Here is a 15,280-nt window from a genome sequence, read left to right as displayed (position 1 = left end):
AGTGTTATTAATAAATGAGCAAATGAAAACTCTAGAAAGATTTATCTCTTCTTCTGTGACGACTATCGTCCTACTATTGATCTACGCCTTTGGCTTGGCTATCGCTACTTTTATAGAGAAGTATCATGGTACTGCCGCCGCTAAAGCGATGATTTACTATTCTCCTGTATTTTTCTTACTCCAATTCTTATTGGTAGCCAATTTCGTGGCTATCGTTATCAAGCACCAGTTACTTAAGCGGCGTAGATGGGGATTGATGGTCACCCATGCCGCCTTTATTGTCATCCTTCTGGGTGCCCTTATTTCCCACCTTTTCGGCGAGGAAGGAATCCTTCACCTGCGTGAGGGAGAGGCTAGCGATCGTATCATGATCCGTACCTCGGACCAGACTCTCTATCATACGCTTCCTTTTAGCGTAGAACTCGTGAAATTTACCTTAACCCGCTATCCCGGCTCTGCCAGTCCCTCTGCTTATGAGAGTGAGTTGCTGGTACATGTAGATGGACAGACTCGCCATGCCCGGGTATATATGAATAATGTATTAGACGTGAAAGGCTATCGCTTCTTCCAAGCCTCCTATGACCCGGATGAGCAAGGAACGGTACTTTCCGTGAACCGAGATGTGGCCGGAAGGAATATTACGTATACCGGCTACGTGATTTTAGTGATCGGCTTTATACTTTGCTTGGTAGGTAAAAACTCCCGTTTCATGAAATTAAGCCGACAGTTGAAAGATTTAAGATCGGGCGCTCGTAAAACGACCCTGTTAGTAGCGATTCTTCTTTCCGTAGGGGGCTTGCGGGCGCAAGGTGCGGCCGCTCCCGAGATGAAGGAGGCCATACAGAAATATGCGATAAGTCCGGAACATGCCGCTAAGTTCGGTGCGTTGCCGATCCAATCGGTAAGCGGACGTATGTTGCCGATCAATACATTTTCTTCCGAGGTACTGCGAAAGTTGCATAAATCGGATCAGTTCGGTTCCTTGAACTCTGATCAGTTCTTGTTGAGTGTCTTGGCTATGCCGGATATGTGGGTCCGGGTGCCGTTTATCGCCTTGTCTAATAGTGAGCTGGCTAATTATTACGACCTTACGGATAAGGATTGCGCCTATATAGAGGTATTCGATAGTAACGGACGCTATAAATTGCAAGAGAAGCTGGAAGAGGCCTACAATAAAATGCCAGCGGAGCGTACCCGCTTCGATAAAGACTTGATCAAGCTGGATGAGCAGGTAAATATCTTCCATCAATTGATCAATTACCAGATGTTGAACCTTTTCCCGAAAGAGGACGATCCGGATCACAAATGGTATGCGCCGGGCGATGATTTGTCGGCGTTTTCCGGAAAAGACTCCATGTTCGTTACCCACATTATGGGCTGGTATTTATCGGAGGTACAAGAAGGATTGAAGAGTGGTGATTGGGAGAAAGCGGACGAGGTGATCGGTATGATCCATACGTATCAGCAAGCCAAGAATAAGACGGTAGACATTCGCCCTGAGAAAATACAGGCCGAGATTAAATATAATCAAATGGATGTATTCCGGCAATGTAAGAAAGGGTACTTGATTTTGGGAGGCTTGTTGCTGATCTTCGCTTTCGTGGCCTTATTCAAGAAGAAAAAATGGGTTACCTATACGACTTGGTTATTAAGTCTGGGCATTTTGGCCGTATTCGTTTTCCATATGTATGGGATGGGAATGCGGTGGTATATCGCAGGTTACGCCCCTTGGAGCAATTCGTACGAGACGATGGTTTATGTGGCTTGGGCTACGGTGTTCGCCGGGTTGTTGTTCGTACGCAAGAGTACGCTTACGTTTGCGTTGGCTACTTTATTCGGGGGGATCATCTTGTTCGTGTCCGGCTTGAGTTGGATGGACCCGCAGATCAATCCGCTGGTTCCGGTCTTGAAATCCCCATGGTTGATGTTCCATGTGGCGGTTATCGTGGGAGCTTATGGTTTCTTCGGTATTAGCTGTCTGATCGGCTTGACGAATCTGGTGATGATGAGCGTAAGCGGGGAGAAGAACAGCGTGATGCTCAAAGAACGGGTACGAGAATTGAGTATCGTGAACGAGATGTCACTTTGGATCGGATTGGCCCTGATGACGATCGGTACTTTCTTGGGAGCGGTCTGGGCGAATGAGTCGTGGGGACGTTATTGGGGCTGGGACCCGAAGGAGACGTGGGCGTTGATTACGATGGTGATATATGCGATCGTGACGCATCTCCGCTTGATACCGAAATGCAATAACCTGTGGTTGTTTAATTTTACGTCTATCTTGGCCTTCTATTCGGTGTTGATGACCTTCTTCGGCGTGAATTATTTCTTGAGTGGCATGCACTCTTATGGCCAGAATGACAACGTGAACGGGATATTTATTTATCTTTATCTGTCGATCATCCTAGTATTGGGGGCTGGCTTTATATCCTATCGGAAGAGAACGAATTTTAATAATATAATTGTCTAACTATAAATTGAATAGATCATGAGAACATTTAATCACGTAGGAATTGTCACTACGGAAAGTAAAGAAGGGGCGGTTTATAACGAAAGCCTGAGTGTATGGTTGACGGATTACAGCAAGAGTCCGAACCGGATCGAGTTCTTGAAATTCGAGAAAGGCAGCTGCCTACCGGAGTTGGTACAGACCAATGGCCATATCGCTTATACGGTTCCTTGTTTGGAAAAAGAGTTGGAAGGTAAGAAGGTAATCTTCGGCCCAGCTGTTTGCGACGAGCACTTGACGATCGCTTTCATCGAGGAAGAAGGTATCGCTATCGAGATCATGGAACTAAAATAATTCGTAAATCAAAATTTATAAATCTAAAGGAGGATAATACCATGTCAGACATCAAGACAAAATTCATAAATGATCCTGAGAATATTACGGCAGAGTTATTGGAAGGCTATGTATTAGCGTATCCGAATCAGGTAAAGTTGGCAGCTGAGAATATCGTCGTACGTGCTAACCCGAAAGGCAATGATAAGGTTGCGATCGTTACCTTAGGTGGTTCCGGTCATGAGCCTGCCTTGAGTGGTTTCGTAGGAGAGGGCATGTTGGATTGCTCCGTCGTGGGTGACGTATTCGCCGCTCCGGGTGCCCAACGTTTGTTTCAGGCACTGCAATTGATGGATCGTGAGGCCGGGATCTTGTTGGTCGTATTGAACCATTCCGGCGACGTGATGAGTGCTAATATGGCTTGCCAGTTGGCTGCACGTAAAGGGATCAAGGTGAAGAAATTACTTACGCATGATGATATCAGCGCAGGTATCGGGGCGAATATAGACGATCGTCGTGGCTTGGCTGGTTGTGTTCCTTTGTATAAGATATTAGGTGCCGCCGCTGAGGAAGGGAAGTCTTTAGACGAGCTGATTGAGATTGGTGAACGCTATAATAAGAACGTGGCTACCTTGGCTGTCGCTATGCGTTCTTGTACGCATCCCCAAAACGGAGGTACGATCACGAACCTTCCCGATGGTATCATGGAGATCGGTATGGGCCAACATGGCGAAGGTGGCGGTGGACAGAAACCGTTGGTATCCGCCGATGATACGGCAGTGGAGATGGTAGACCTACTTTGCCAGCAGTTACAGCCAAAAGCCGGTGATAAGATGTTGTTGATCATTAACGGCGTAGGCGCTACTACCCATATGGAATTGAATATCATCTTCCGCAAGGCTTATAAGGAATTAGAGGCTCGTGGCTTGCAGGTGGTGGTAAGCCGTATCCAAGAGATCTTGACCGTACAGGAGCAAGCCGGATTCCAGATGATTATGGCGATCTTGGATGAGGATCATATCGATTATTTGAATAACAAATGTGCGGACGCACCTTATTGGACAACCCTAGGTAAATAAATAATATACATGAAACAACTTACTATCGAGGCCTTCAAGGCCATGTTAGACAATGCGCTGAAACAGATCAAGGCACGTGAGGAGGAATTCTCTAAATTGGATGCCGTAATCGGGGATGGTGATCATGGTACCGCTATCGTTGCCGCTATGACTGCCGTGAATAAAAGCGCTCAGTCCGGAACGGAGTTCAAGCAAATGCTTGGTGATATGGGAATGGACGTGATGATGGAAGTGAGCGGATCGACAAGTACCTTGCTCGGTGCTTTCTTCTTGGGTATGAGCGATCATGCAGAGGGAACCGAGTTGGATGCCGCAGGCGTGAAAGCTATGTTCGCCGGTGGCTTGGCGAATGTGCAACAACAAACCCAAGCGAAACGAGGCGACAAGACGATGATGGATGCCTTGATCCCGGCGGTGGAGGCTATGCAGGCTTGTACGTCGGATGATATCAAGGAGGTCTTGAATGCCGGCGCTAAAGCGGCGCTTGATGGAGCGGAGGCTACGGTACCGATGAAAGCTAACTTTGGACGTGCCCGTAACTATGGTGAGCGTTCGATTGGTTTCGCTGATAGCGGGGCTACTTCGTGGAGCTGTATGTTCGCTTCTTTTGCAGAGGTGCTATAAAATAATACACAGCGTGAGACGGGGCATGCCCCGTCTCTACAAAATATAATAATATAACGAATAATAAATATGGCAGATTTAGATGATTTAAGAGAAGGTGCGGACTTCGGTTTAGGCATCAATTGTGAGAACCAGAGTTTCCATGTGAAGGGAGCCGAGAACTTACCTTGGGGTATGAAAGACCGTCTGTCCCGTATCTTCAACCCGAAGACAGGCAAGGCGGTTATGCTTGCTTTTGACCATGGTTTCATCATGGGGCCGACTTCCGGTTTGGAGCGTATCGACTTGAATATCGTTCCTTTGATTGAATATGCGGATTGCTTGATGTGTACCCGTGGTATCCTGCAATCTACGATCCCTGCGAATACGACGAAACCGATTTGTCTTCGTTCGGACGCTGGAACGTCTATTCTTACGGATTTGAACGATAATGTATTGATCGATATAGAGGACGCTATCCGTATGAACGTCTCCGCCATGGCGGTTATGTTGGCTATCGGTGATGAGGCGCATGAGGCTAAGACTGTGGCTAACTTATATAAGGCGGTCGATAAGGCCAGCCGTTACAATATCCCGGTAATGGGTGTTACCGCCGTTGGTAAGCAAATGGCTCGAGACGCTCGTTATTTCGGTCTGGCTTCCCGTATCTGTGCGGAGAATGGCGCTAATATCGTGAAGACCTACTATTGTGAGGGCTTCGAGAAGGTAGCCGCTGCTTGTCCGGTTCCCGTGGTAATTGCCGGTGGTAAGAAATTACCGGAGAAGGAGGCGTTGGAATTATGTTATAATGCGATCAACGACGGTGCGGCTGGCGTGGATATGGGACGTAACGTATTCCAGAGTACTTCTCCTGTCGCCATGATCCAAGCGGTTCATGCGGTCGTGCATCAAGGTATCACGCCTGATCAGGGATATGAGTTGTTCTGCGACTTAGCGAAATAATCCATCGCAGGGGTAGGTTTTACCTGCTCCTGCTTATTTATATAATTTAAACCATGAAAATCTATACTTTTATATTATCCGCATGCCTGCTACTCGTATGTTCCGCATGTCATGAGGCGTCGCATTATCTTTTATTAGGCGGTTCCGGCTGGGACAAAATCGCCATCGTAAACAAGAACACGAAAGAAATTGAATGGGAGCATCCCTTGGAAAAAGGATGGGAATGTAATTCCGTAGCTGTTACTCCCGACCGGAATATCCTTTTTTCCTATTCGAAAGGGGCGAAGCTAATCACCCGGGATCATGAGGAGGTCTGGAATATCTCCGCTCCGGAAGGCTGTGAGATGCAGACGGCCCGTGTACTTCCCAACGGTAATTATTTATTAGCGTGGTGTGGATACCCGGCGACGATCATGGAGGTGAATGCAAAAGGAGAGATCCTGTCGAAAACGGATTTCGACACCCATATCGAGCAACCCCATGCCCAATTCCGTCAAGTAAACAAGAATAAGCAGGGCAATTATTTAGTGCCCTTGTTCGCTACCTCTGAGATCCGGGAAATATCCCCGTCTGGTCAATTGCTGAAAAGCGTGAAAGTAGACGGTAACCCGTTTAGCGTGGCTGCGTTGGATAACGGTAATTATCTGGTCGCTTGCGGTGATGCCCATTGCTTCATAGAGCTGAATTTCGAGACTGGAGATATCGTTCGCAAGGTGAATGAGAACGATATCGAGGGAGCCCAGCTTTTCTTTGTTGCCCAGTTGCTCCCTAAACGGGACGGTGGTTTGTATATCTGTAACTGGCAAGGCCATGACGGAGAGGCTGCGAAAGGACATTACCCGCAGTTGATCGAGATAAACGGAGCCGGAAAGATGGTCTGGGATTTGAATGATAACGCTACCTTCGGGATGATCTCCTCTATTTGTCCGATCGATTAAAGATATATCCGGATTATTAATTATATTTGTACACCTAAATTCTAAATAAAGCATGGAAGAGAAAAACACGAATGCTACTAAACGTCGAAACCCTGTAACTTGGGTCCCTAGTGTCTATTTTGCTATGGGATTGCCTTTTGTAGTGCTGAACATGGTTACCGTACTCATGTTTAAGGGATTGGATATCTCGGATGCCCAGATTGCGTTATGGACCTCGGTTATCATGTTACCTTGGACCTTAAAGCCTTTATGGAGCCCGTTTTTGGAAATGTATCGTACCAAGAAATTCTTTGTCGTATTGACCCAGTTGTTATCCGGTTGCTTATTCGGTTTAGTGGCCTTGGCGTTAAACTTGCCGAGTTTCTTTGCTCTATCTATCGCATTATTAGGTATTATAGCGCTTAGCGGGGCTACGCATGACGTGGCAACGGATGGCGTTTATATGAAAGAGCTCTCACCGGAGAATCAAGCCAAATATATCGGTTGGCAAGGTGCGTTTTACAATTTAGCGAAGATCGTAGCCACGGGTGGTCTGGTTTATCTGGCGGGTTATATGATGCAATATTTTACCGGGATAGGATTGGAGAAAGAGGCCATGATATACGCTTGGATGATCGTTATGCTGCTTTGCGGTACGATCATGATCCTGCTTGGTTTTTATCATATGAAGATGTTGCCTTCGGGTGGAAAAGCCGCTACCGGAGAACATTCGTTGAAGGAAAGTATGGCTGAGCTATGGCTGGTCTTCAAGGAGTTCTTCACGAAGAAGTATATCGTGTGGTATATCTGTTTCATTATATTGTATCGTTTTGCCGAGGGTTTCGTGATAAAGATCGTACCTTTGTTCTTGAAAGCTCCGATAGCTGATCAAGGATTAGGACTAACGGAGCAAGAGATCGGTTTGTATTATGGTACGTTTGGAGCGGCGGCGTTTGTGCTGGGTTCTTTGCTCGGTGGATATTATATCTCGGCTAAGGGATTGCGAAAGGTATTGTTTACGCTTTGTTGTTGCTTCAACATACCGTTTTTGGTATACACGTTCTTGGCGTGTTTCCAGCCTGATAATGGTCTCATTATCGCTTCCGCCATCGTATTCGAGTATTTTGGCTATGGATTCGGTTTCGTGGGCTTGATGCTGTTTATGATGCAACAGGTAGCTCCGGGCAAGCATCAGATGGCGCATTATGCGTTCGCCTCAGGTATCATGAACCTTGGCGTAATGCTTCCGGGAATGATGAGCGGTTTTGTGAGTGACTGGCTAGGTTATAAGTATTTCTTTATCGTGACCTTGCTGGCGATGATCCCTTCATTCTTGGTAGCCTATTTCGTACCGTTCACGTATGACGATAAAGGTAATAAGTTAGTATAGTAATATTTTAATAGGATTAGTTATGGATAATTTGAAAATCGTAGGCGCTCCGCTGCCAGATATGCCTTGGGAAGATCGTCCCGAGGGTAGCAAAGAAGTATTGTGGAGATATTCGAAGAACCCGGTGATTCCTCGTGATATCCTCCCGACATCGAACAGTGTGTTCAACAGTGCTGTTGTCCCTTTCAAAGGTGGTTATGCCGGTGTGTTCCGATGCGACGATACGAATCGCCGGATGCGTTTGCACGTAGGTTTTAGCGCAGATGCCATTCATTGGAGTATCTCTGAGACAAAACTCGAGTTTGAGTGCGACGACAAGGAGATCGGCGAGTTTGTTTATGCCTACGACCCCCGTGTATGTTTTATCGAGGATCGTTACTATGTGACTTGGTGTAACGGTTATCATGGCCCGACGATCGGCGTGGCTTACACGTTCGATTTCGAGACCTTCCATCAGCTGGAGAACGCTTATCTGCCTTTCAACCGTAATGGCGTGATGTTCCCTCGTAAGATTAACGGAAACTTCGCCATGTTGAGCCGTCCGAGCGACAACGGTCATACTCCGTTCGGCGATATTTTCTATAGCGAGTCTCCGGATATGTGTTTCTGGGGTAAACATCGCCACGTGATGTCTCCGGCTGCGTTCGAGGATAGCGCTTGGCAGTGTACGAAGATCGGTGCGGGCCCTATCCCTATCGAGACTTCCGAAGGCTGGTTATTGATTTACCACGGCGTGCTTCGTTCTTGCAACGGGTATGTGTATAGCTTCGGTTCCGCTATCTTGGATTTGGAGCAACCTTGGAAAGTGAAATTCCGCTCCGGACCTTATTTGTTATCCCCGCAAAAGGATTACGAGTGCATGGGAGACGTTCCGAACGTAGTCTTTCCCTGTGCCGCCTTGCATGATCCGGAGACGAAACGTATCGCTATCTATTACGGCTGCGCAGATACGGTAACAGGATTGGCTTTTGGCTATATTGATGAGATTTTGGATTTTACGAAGAAGAATTCAATCATTTAACAGACTCGAGAAGAACAATATACTTTTGTTGTCGAAACAATATACTTTTACACACGAAAGTATATTGTTTTAGAACAAAAAGTATATTGTTTTTTTTATTAGGTAAAAGAGTAAGAGCTATGACAAAGATACAACAGTTTTTGGCAGATCTGCCCGAGGAGAAGAAATCCTTGTTTGTCCCTGTTTTCGGGAGCATGGAGAAATTTTATACGGTAGTTTACTTGATCGCCCGGAATGAGCACGTCACTGATCAGGAGAAGCCAGATCGTTATGAGGATCGTTTACAGGTGATTCGCCAGATACGTAACCGGGTGGAGAAACTAGTTTCCTCGTATGGCTTGGACGGAGGGGAGATCGTAGCCGATATCGCCAGCGACTATTTTGAGGATTATGTCAATTACAAAGAGCCGGAGCTAGACATTACGAATGATGAGTTTATCGCTATCCTCCAGAAAATATAGGAGATAAATATAATTTTATTGTGTGGTAGTATTGACATTATCCGGTATCACCGTGGCTTTGATGACTCTCCCGAACTTAATTGGTATCTTGCTGTTACATAGGGAAGTGAAAAACTCTGTCAAGGAGTATTGGCGACGGATGAAGGAGAAGTAATGACTGTGAATAACATTTTTTGTGTATAATACGCTTTGTATGTGTTTAATAACGCCTATCTTTGCCAATTACCGGAATTTTAGGTTCTGGGTATTAGTTGAGAAGAGTAATGATTGAGAGTTGGCAAAGTTTTATTGAATGAAGTATTTTACAAAGTTAATACGCTGGATATCTTCACAGGAGCATTTATATTTCTTATTTGCCCTGTTATTTATCATCCCAAACTGTGTGTTCTTTTTTACGGAACCGCTTCCCGTCACGGTCGGTATCGCCTCGTTGCTGATACCTTTGGCCTTTTGGATGGGTGTTTTGTTAGTGGCCCGTAAACCGGGGATCGTGGTTTGGTGCCTGTTGCCGAAGGTTATATTAGATGGGGGGCAGTTGGTGCTTCTGTATCTTTTCGGGCAGTCCGTGATAGCGGTTGATATGTATTTGAACCTTACCAGCTCGAACGCTTCCGAGGCTAGCGAATTATTGGGGAATATCATTTTGGTGATCGGTTGCGTATTCTTTTTCTATACATTGCCTACTCTAATACTCGCTTATCGTTCGATACGGCAGAAAGAGAAATTGCGAAATCCTTTCCGGAAGAAATGGGCCAAGATCAGCCTAGGCATGTTTGTCATGGGCTTGATCCTTTGCTTCCTGTCTCCTTTGCAAGATCACCGGTTTTCATGGAAGGACGATGTGTATCCGGCTAACGCCCTATACAATTTATATTTCGCCATAAATAAGGCGGAGAGGAACCGTAAGTATCATATTACTTCCGCCGACTTTAAGTTCGACGCCACTAAGCTGGAACAAGCTGAGGGAAAACGGGAGATCTACGTCTTGGTAGTGGGAGAGACCTCCCGTGCTATGGAATGGAGCCTTTACGGATACGAGCGCAAGACGACTCCCCGTATGGAGGCTTTAGACGGATTGGTGCATTTCACGGATGTGGTGACGCAATCGAATAATACGCATAAAAGTGTCCCCATTATCCTGTCCGCTGCCAGCGCCGAGAATTATGGAGTCCTTTACGACGAGAAAAGTATCGTGACCGCTTTCAAAGAGGCTGGTTTCCGTACGCTCGTGATCGCCAACCAGAAACTAACGACCTCGATGATCGGCGCTTTTTACCGGGAGGCAGATACCTTTATCGATATGAGCGCATTTAATACGGGTTCTACGCTAACCTCCTTGCACGATGCGGCGATCCTGCCTTATCTAAAGAAGGAACTGGATAAAGAGGACGGTAATCTTTTCGTAGTACTGCATACTTATGGCTCGCATTTTAATTACCATGAACGTTATCCGAAGGAGTTCCGTTTCTATAGGCCGGATAAGGCGGAGGGAATTCGTGCCTCGTATAAAAAGGAGTTACGGAACGCTTATGATAATTCCATCCACTATACAGATTACGTGCTGGGGGAAATCGTGGATATGTTGGCGAAGACAAATGCTCCGGCATCCATGCTTTACTTAAGCGATCATGGAGAGGATATCTTCGATGATTCCAGAGCCCGTTATCTGCATGCTTCTCCGATACCGACCTATTACCAGTTGCATATCCCGTATGTGATCTGGTTCTCGAAGGCTTACCGGGAGTCATATCCCCAGAAATATCTGGAAGCGCAGGCACACGAGACTTATCCGGTTAGCACGAACAGCGTATTCCATACGATGCTTGATATAGCCGGTGTGCGGACTCCGGTGGCCGATTCCACGTTTGCCTTAACGAATCGTGCCTTCAAGGTACGTGACCGTATGTATCTGGGAGACCATGACGACCCGATCCCATTTTGGAAAGTCGGTTTAAAAAAGCAGGATTTTGAGATGATGGATAAATGGGATATCGCTTATGATAGGAATTAGACTGATCTCAACCGTATATGAAAGAGCAAAGCGGACATATTACTAGCAAGGTGATATTAGGCTATATTTTGCTGATTACCATTGCTGTCTGCTCGGTCGCTTACATTTATAATATAGTAGAGAAAGTGGCCGAGGAGGACGAGCCGGATCATCAGGCACGCCGGAAGGTGTACTTGGTCACCAATACGCTCTCCCTGCTCTATGAAAGCGAGGCGTTGGGGCAGTTGGTAGGCATGCCCCAGAACGAGTTCCGCCACTTCAATCGTACGTTGAATAAGGCCCATAATAACATGGATTCGTTGAGGACCTTGGTGACGGACTCCATGCAACTCCTGAAAATAGATACGATCGACATACTGCTGGAGCGTAAGCGATGGAATACCCGTCGTTTGCTTGAGACTTGGCAGGAAGCGAACACGGAGCGTCTTTATACGGAGAATATCGAGAAAATAATTGCCGTCCGGGATACAATCGTAAACGAGGTGCAGGTACAAGAGCGGGTAGAGGTCAAGCAAGATACGGTGGTAGTTCCCCGTAAGAAGCGAGGATTCTTCAAGCGTTTGGCCGACGTGTTCTCTCCCGGCAAGGAAGATACCAGCATCGTGGTGAACACGACCCGGGAGATCGTCACCGATACGTTGGTGAACGCTTATAATCCGACCGATACGATTGTCAGCGTGCTGAAAAGCATCCAAGACAGTGTGGCTTGGCAACGGCAACAACTGATGGATCAGTTGTTGGAAAGGGCCTCTAACTTACGGTATAACAATAGCGTGATTACCCGGGAGATCAACCAGATGCTCCGTAATATCGAGGAGGAGGAGATGGAGGCGTCGCTGGAAAGGGTCTATAAGAAGCAGGTACTATTAAGGGAGACCTCCCATTTGATCGCCGGAATCGCGATCGTCTCCGTGGTAATCGCCTTTCTGTTCCTCTTCTTTATCTCACGGGATATCTCACGAAGTAAATATTACCGTATGCAACTGGAAAAGGCGAAACAGGTCGCCGAGAGCTTATTGCGAAGCCGTGAGAAGCTGATGTTGACGATCAGCCACGATATACGGGCTCCGCTCTCTTCCATCATCGGATATATCGAGCTTTTGCTACGCCGCCATCCAGACGAGCGTCAGCAATATTATCTGGAGAACATGAAAGGTTCCTCGGATCATATCCTTTCCTTGGTGAACGACCTGTTGGATTTCCAGCGGTTGGAGTCCGGCGAGATGGAGGTGCATAGCGTTCCCTTCCGTGTCCCAGTCTTGTTCGATGAGATCTATACCAGCTTCCAGCCGATAGCGGAGGCGAAAGGCTTACGGTTTGTCTTGAACCTGAAACCGGAGGAGACTGGGCAAGTCTATATGGGCGACCCGATCCGTATCCGGCAGGTCGTAGGAAACCTCTTATCCAACGCTATCAAGTTCACGGAAGCGGGGCGAGTCGTTTTACTTGTCTCCTTACAGAAACTGTCCGCTGTCCATTATCAACTGTCCATTACCGTCAGCGATTCCGGTCCGGGCATCCCGAAAGAGGAACAAGAGCGGATATTCGGGGAGTTTACTCGCCTTGCCGATACGGAAGAGGTGGAAGGTTTCGGTCTGGGCCTCTCCATCACCCGTAAGCTTCTGTCCTTGATGAACGGTACGCTTGCTTTGGATAGTGCCCCGGGGAAAGGCAGTGATTTCACGATCTTGCTACCTCTTCCCTTGGCGGATAACCAATCCTTGCCGGACGTAACGGCGGGGGCTTCGGATGCTGGTGAGGCCGAGGCTTTACCCTTGTTTGAGGGGCAAGATGTCTATTGTCTTCTGGTAGATGACGATCCTCTACAACTGGCCTTGACGGAGGAACTCTTGAAGCAGAGTCACGTGCAGGTGGTAGGTTGTACGAATCCGCATAACGTCCTCGAGCTATTGCGGAACACCGTATTCAACGCCATTATTACCGATATACAGATGCCGATGCTGGATGGCTATCATTTACTGGAGCGGATACGTACGTCCGGTATCCCCGGAACGGATAAGATCCCGGTGATCGCCCTATCCGCCAGTATCGCCAAGGAGCACGAGCATTATCTGGAGGCTGGTTTCACGGGTTTCTTGAACAAGCCGTTTACCGCCGCCCAATTAATCTCCTTGCTGAATGAGTTGCTGACACTTCATCTGGAGGCAAAGAGCGAGTTGAATTTCTCTTCGTTGACCGCTTTTGCCGGAGAGGATACGGAGGCCTCAGCCTCTATACTGAAAACCTTCTCGGAGGAAACCCGCAAAAGCATTGACTTGCTTCGGGAAGCGTTAGAGGGAAAAGACCGGGAGGAAGCCTCCCGGATATCTCATAAGTTGATTCCCTTGTTCACGATGCTGGGGGCCAATTCTTTGGTACAACACCTGCGGATCTTGGAGAAGAACGATGAGGAGCTGACCGATTCCGGCTGGTACCACCTGCTGGGCGAGGTAATCGAGCAAGCGCTTGCTATCGTGAAGGATGCGGAGTCCGCCATCGGGTAATCTTGTGGAATCCGGTGTGGAATAAATACCCATCCGTAGAATGCCTTTCCCCATGCTTTTGAAATAAAATTCCACTTTATAGAAACAAAATTTATCTATTACTTGTTAAAGGATAAGTAGTTAGATATTCATTGTCGTGCGTTTCGCTGGCTTTGGCACGATATTCGCTATCTATTTAATGAAATCGCAAGTGGGCGTTTCTACATTTAAACCGTTAAAAACAAAAGTCATGAATTTATTCATGGCGAAAGATTAAGTCCTGAGTATTCAATTTAAGTCTGCAAAAGAAAAAGGCATCCTTTCGAGGATGCTTTTTCTATTTAGTTTCGTTACTTTTGCCACGAAATAATAAAATCTACTGAATCATATCATGGAACACGCACTACAATCCCGACCTCGTATCGAGGTGGTCGACGCATTACGAGGATTTGCTGTTATGGCTATTATCCTATTGCATAATATCGAGCATTTTAACTTGTATAATTTTCCGGAGGCTACTACCGATTTTATGAAAGCCTTGGATAAAGGGGTATGGGATACCTTGTTCTTCCTCTTTTCCGGGAAGGCATACGCTATTTTCGCCCTGCTGTTCGGTTTTAGTTTTTTCATCCAGTTTGATAACCAAGCGAGGAAAGGGAAGGACTTCCGGCTTCGTTTCTTCTGGCGGTTGATGCTCCTATTCTTTATCGGTTGCTTCAACGCCTCGTTCTTCCCGGGGGAGATATTGGTGCTTTATTCGATCTTGGGTATTGTGTTGATACCGGTTTGCAAGTTGAGTAATAAGATGGTATTGGCGATCGCCGTGTTTTTGATGCTACAGCCCATGGAATGGGGTAAATTCATGTATGCCTTGATGCATCCGGAATATGTGGCATCCAAGGAACAATGGCTGGTGCACTGTATGCGGATCTATCCGTATATGGAAGGTGCTAGCTTTTGGGAAATGGTCAAGTCTAATCTGTGGGACGGGCAGCTGTATAGCCTTCTCTGGGCTTGGAGCTATGGACGTTTCTTCCAGACATCGGCTCTCTTTATGCTGGGCATGTTGTTGGGGCGCAAGGGATTGTTTGTCGATCCGGAGAAGCATCGGACGTTTTGGACAAGGACCTTTGTTATCGGGGTAGTTTGTTTCATTCCCCTCTATTATCTGTCCCTTTCCCTACCCGGTTTGCTGGAGCGTACCGAAGAGCTTCGCCCGATGAGTACGATCGTGTCTTCCTTGCGTAATTTCTCGTTCATGTGCGTATTGGTATCCTCCTTTATCTTTTTGTGGCAGTGGAAGGCGCCGCATAAGGTGCTTCACGGGCTTGTGCCTTACGGGAAAATGAGCTTGACGAATTACCTCACGCAATCGATGGTAGGCTCTTTTATCTATTTCGGATACGGTTTATCCCTGTATGACGATCTGGGAACGACCGCCAGCTTCGCCGTAGGAATCCTTCTTTTCATTCTCCAGCTAGGTTTTTGCCACTGGTGGCTGGCCCATCATAAACAAGGTCCTTTCGAGGGAGTATGGCGTAAAGCTACGTGGATGTTTTCTTGATTCGTT

General features: G+C 47.0%; 13 protein-coding genes. All 13 read left to right on the top strand.

Annotated elements, in window-relative coordinates; all coding sequences use genetic code 11:
• Positions 1-22: 22 nt before the first annotated feature.
• The 13 genes from ccsA (at position 23) to CI959_RS19290 (ending at position 15,274) form a co-directional block, all read left to right on the top strand.
• On the top strand, positions 23-2,470 hold the full coding sequence (gene ccsA, locus CI959_RS19345; protein WP_057316929.1) for a cytochrome c biogenesis protein CcsA: 2,448 nt from the start codon (positions 23-25) through the stop codon (positions 2,468-2,470).
• Positions 2,471-2,488: 18 nt separating this feature from the next.
• Positions 2,489-2,803 (top strand): hypothetical protein, encoded by a 315-nt coding sequence (locus CI959_RS19340; protein ID WP_011966098.1) that lies wholly within the window; start codon positions 2,489-2,491, stop codon positions 2,801-2,803.
• A gap of 41 nt (positions 2,804-2,844) precedes the next feature.
• Entirely contained in the window at positions 2,845-3,861 is a 1,017-nt protein-coding gene (locus CI959_RS19335) for a dihydroxyacetone kinase subunit DhaK (RefSeq protein ID WP_011966099.1), read from the top strand.
• 9 nt (positions 3,862-3,870) lie between these two features.
• The gene (locus tag CI959_RS19330; protein WP_005857744.1) at positions 3,871-4,485 is read left to right on the top strand and encodes a DAK2 domain-containing protein; all 615 of its coding nucleotides are present in this window, start codon (positions 3,871-3,873) and stop codon (positions 4,483-4,485) included.
• 69 nt (positions 4,486-4,554) lie between these two features.
• The gene (gene lsrF / locus CI959_RS19325) at positions 4,555-5,427 is read left to right on the top strand and encodes a 3-hydroxy-5-phosphonooxypentane-2,4-dione thiolase (protein ID WP_005857742.1); all 873 of its coding nucleotides are present in this window, start codon (positions 4,555-4,557) and stop codon (positions 5,425-5,427) included.
• A gap of 53 nt (positions 5,428-5,480) precedes the next feature.
• Entirely contained in the window at positions 5,481-6,365 is an 885-nt protein-coding gene (locus CI959_RS19320) for a WD40 repeat domain-containing protein (RefSeq protein WP_005857740.1), read from the top strand.
• Positions 6,366-6,417: 52 nt separating this feature from the next.
• On the top strand, positions 6,418-7,734 hold the full coding sequence (locus tag CI959_RS19315; RefSeq protein ID WP_008779699.1) for an MFS transporter: 1,317 nt from the start codon (positions 6,418-6,420) through the stop codon (positions 7,732-7,734).
• Between the two features lie 22 nt (positions 7,735-7,756).
• Entirely contained in the window at positions 7,757-8,755 is a 999-nt protein-coding gene (locus tag CI959_RS19310; protein WP_005857736.1) for a glycoside hydrolase family 130 protein, read from the top strand.
• Between the two features lie 119 nt (positions 8,756-8,874).
• Positions 8,875-9,216: a hypothetical protein gene (locus CI959_RS19305; protein ID WP_005863025.1), complete on the top strand. Its 342-nt coding sequence runs from the start codon at positions 8,875-8,877 to the stop codon at positions 9,214-9,216.
• A gap of 22 nt (positions 9,217-9,238) precedes the next feature.
• The gene (locus tag CI959_RS21365) at positions 9,239-9,370 is read left to right on the top strand and encodes an alanine:cation symporter family protein (RefSeq protein WP_009017246.1); all 132 of its coding nucleotides are present in this window, start codon (positions 9,239-9,241) and stop codon (positions 9,368-9,370) included.
• A gap of 138 nt (positions 9,371-9,508) precedes the next feature.
• Entirely contained in the window at positions 9,509-11,227 is a 1,719-nt protein-coding gene (locus CI959_RS19300; protein ID WP_005857733.1) for a phosphoethanolamine transferase, read from the top strand.
• A 17-nt stretch (positions 11,228-11,244) separates the two neighbouring features.
• Entirely contained in the window at positions 11,245-13,731 is a 2,487-nt protein-coding gene (locus CI959_RS19295; protein ID WP_057316931.1) for an ATP-binding protein, read from the top strand.
• Between the two features lie 370 nt (positions 13,732-14,101).
• Positions 14,102-15,274: a DUF418 domain-containing protein gene (locus CI959_RS19290; RefSeq protein ID WP_008779702.1), complete on the top strand. Its 1,173-nt coding sequence runs from the start codon at positions 14,102-14,104 to the stop codon at positions 15,272-15,274.
• The last annotated feature ends 6 nt before the right edge of the window (positions 15,275-15,280 follow it).

Origin of the sequence: Parabacteroides sp. AT13, from assembly GCF_002272965.1 — a bacterium.
Classification (GTDB): domain Bacteria; phylum Bacteroidota; class Bacteroidia; order Bacteroidales; family Tannerellaceae; genus Parabacteroides; species Parabacteroides distasonis.
This window is presented reverse-complemented; position numbering and strand designations above follow the sequence as displayed.

Bases quoted from the DNA above. Each gene is read 5' to 3' on its own strand.
- lsrF (WP_005857742.1), top strand. From the start codon at position 4,555: ATGGCAGATTTAGATGATTTAAGAGAAGGTGCGGACTTCGGTTTAGGC.
- ccsA (WP_057316929.1), top strand. From the start codon at position 23: ATGAAAACTCTAGAAAGATTTATCTCTTCTTCTGTGACGACTATCGTC.
- CI959_RS19310 (WP_005857736.1), top strand. From the start codon at position 7,757: ATGGATAATTTGAAAATCGTAGGCGCTCCGCTGCCAGATATGCCTTGG.
- CI959_RS19290 (WP_008779702.1), top strand. From the start codon at position 14,102: ATGGAACACGCACTACAATCCCGACCTCGTATCGAGGTGGTCGACGCA.
- CI959_RS19295 (WP_057316931.1), top strand. From the start codon at position 11,245: ATGAAAGAGCAAAGCGGACATATTACTAGCAAGGTGATATTAGGCTAT.
- CI959_RS19320 (WP_005857740.1), top strand. From the start codon at position 5,481: ATGAAAATCTATACTTTTATATTATCCGCATGCCTGCTACTCGTATGT.
- CI959_RS19305 (WP_005863025.1), top strand. From the start codon at position 8,875: ATGACAAAGATACAACAGTTTTTGGCAGATCTGCCCGAGGAGAAGAAA.
- CI959_RS19330 (WP_005857744.1), top strand. From the start codon at position 3,871: ATGAAACAACTTACTATCGAGGCCTTCAAGGCCATGTTAGACAATGCG.
- CI959_RS19300 (WP_005857733.1), top strand. From the start codon at position 9,509: ATGAAGTATTTTACAAAGTTAATACGCTGGATATCTTCACAGGAGCAT.
- CI959_RS19340 (WP_011966098.1), top strand. From the start codon at position 2,489: ATGAGAACATTTAATCACGTAGGAATTGTCACTACGGAAAGTAAAGAA.
- CI959_RS19315 (WP_008779699.1), top strand. From the start codon at position 6,418: ATGGAAGAGAAAAACACGAATGCTACTAAACGTCGAAACCCTGTAACT.
- CI959_RS19335 (WP_011966099.1), top strand. From the start codon at position 2,845: ATGTCAGACATCAAGACAAAATTCATAAATGATCCTGAGAATATTACG.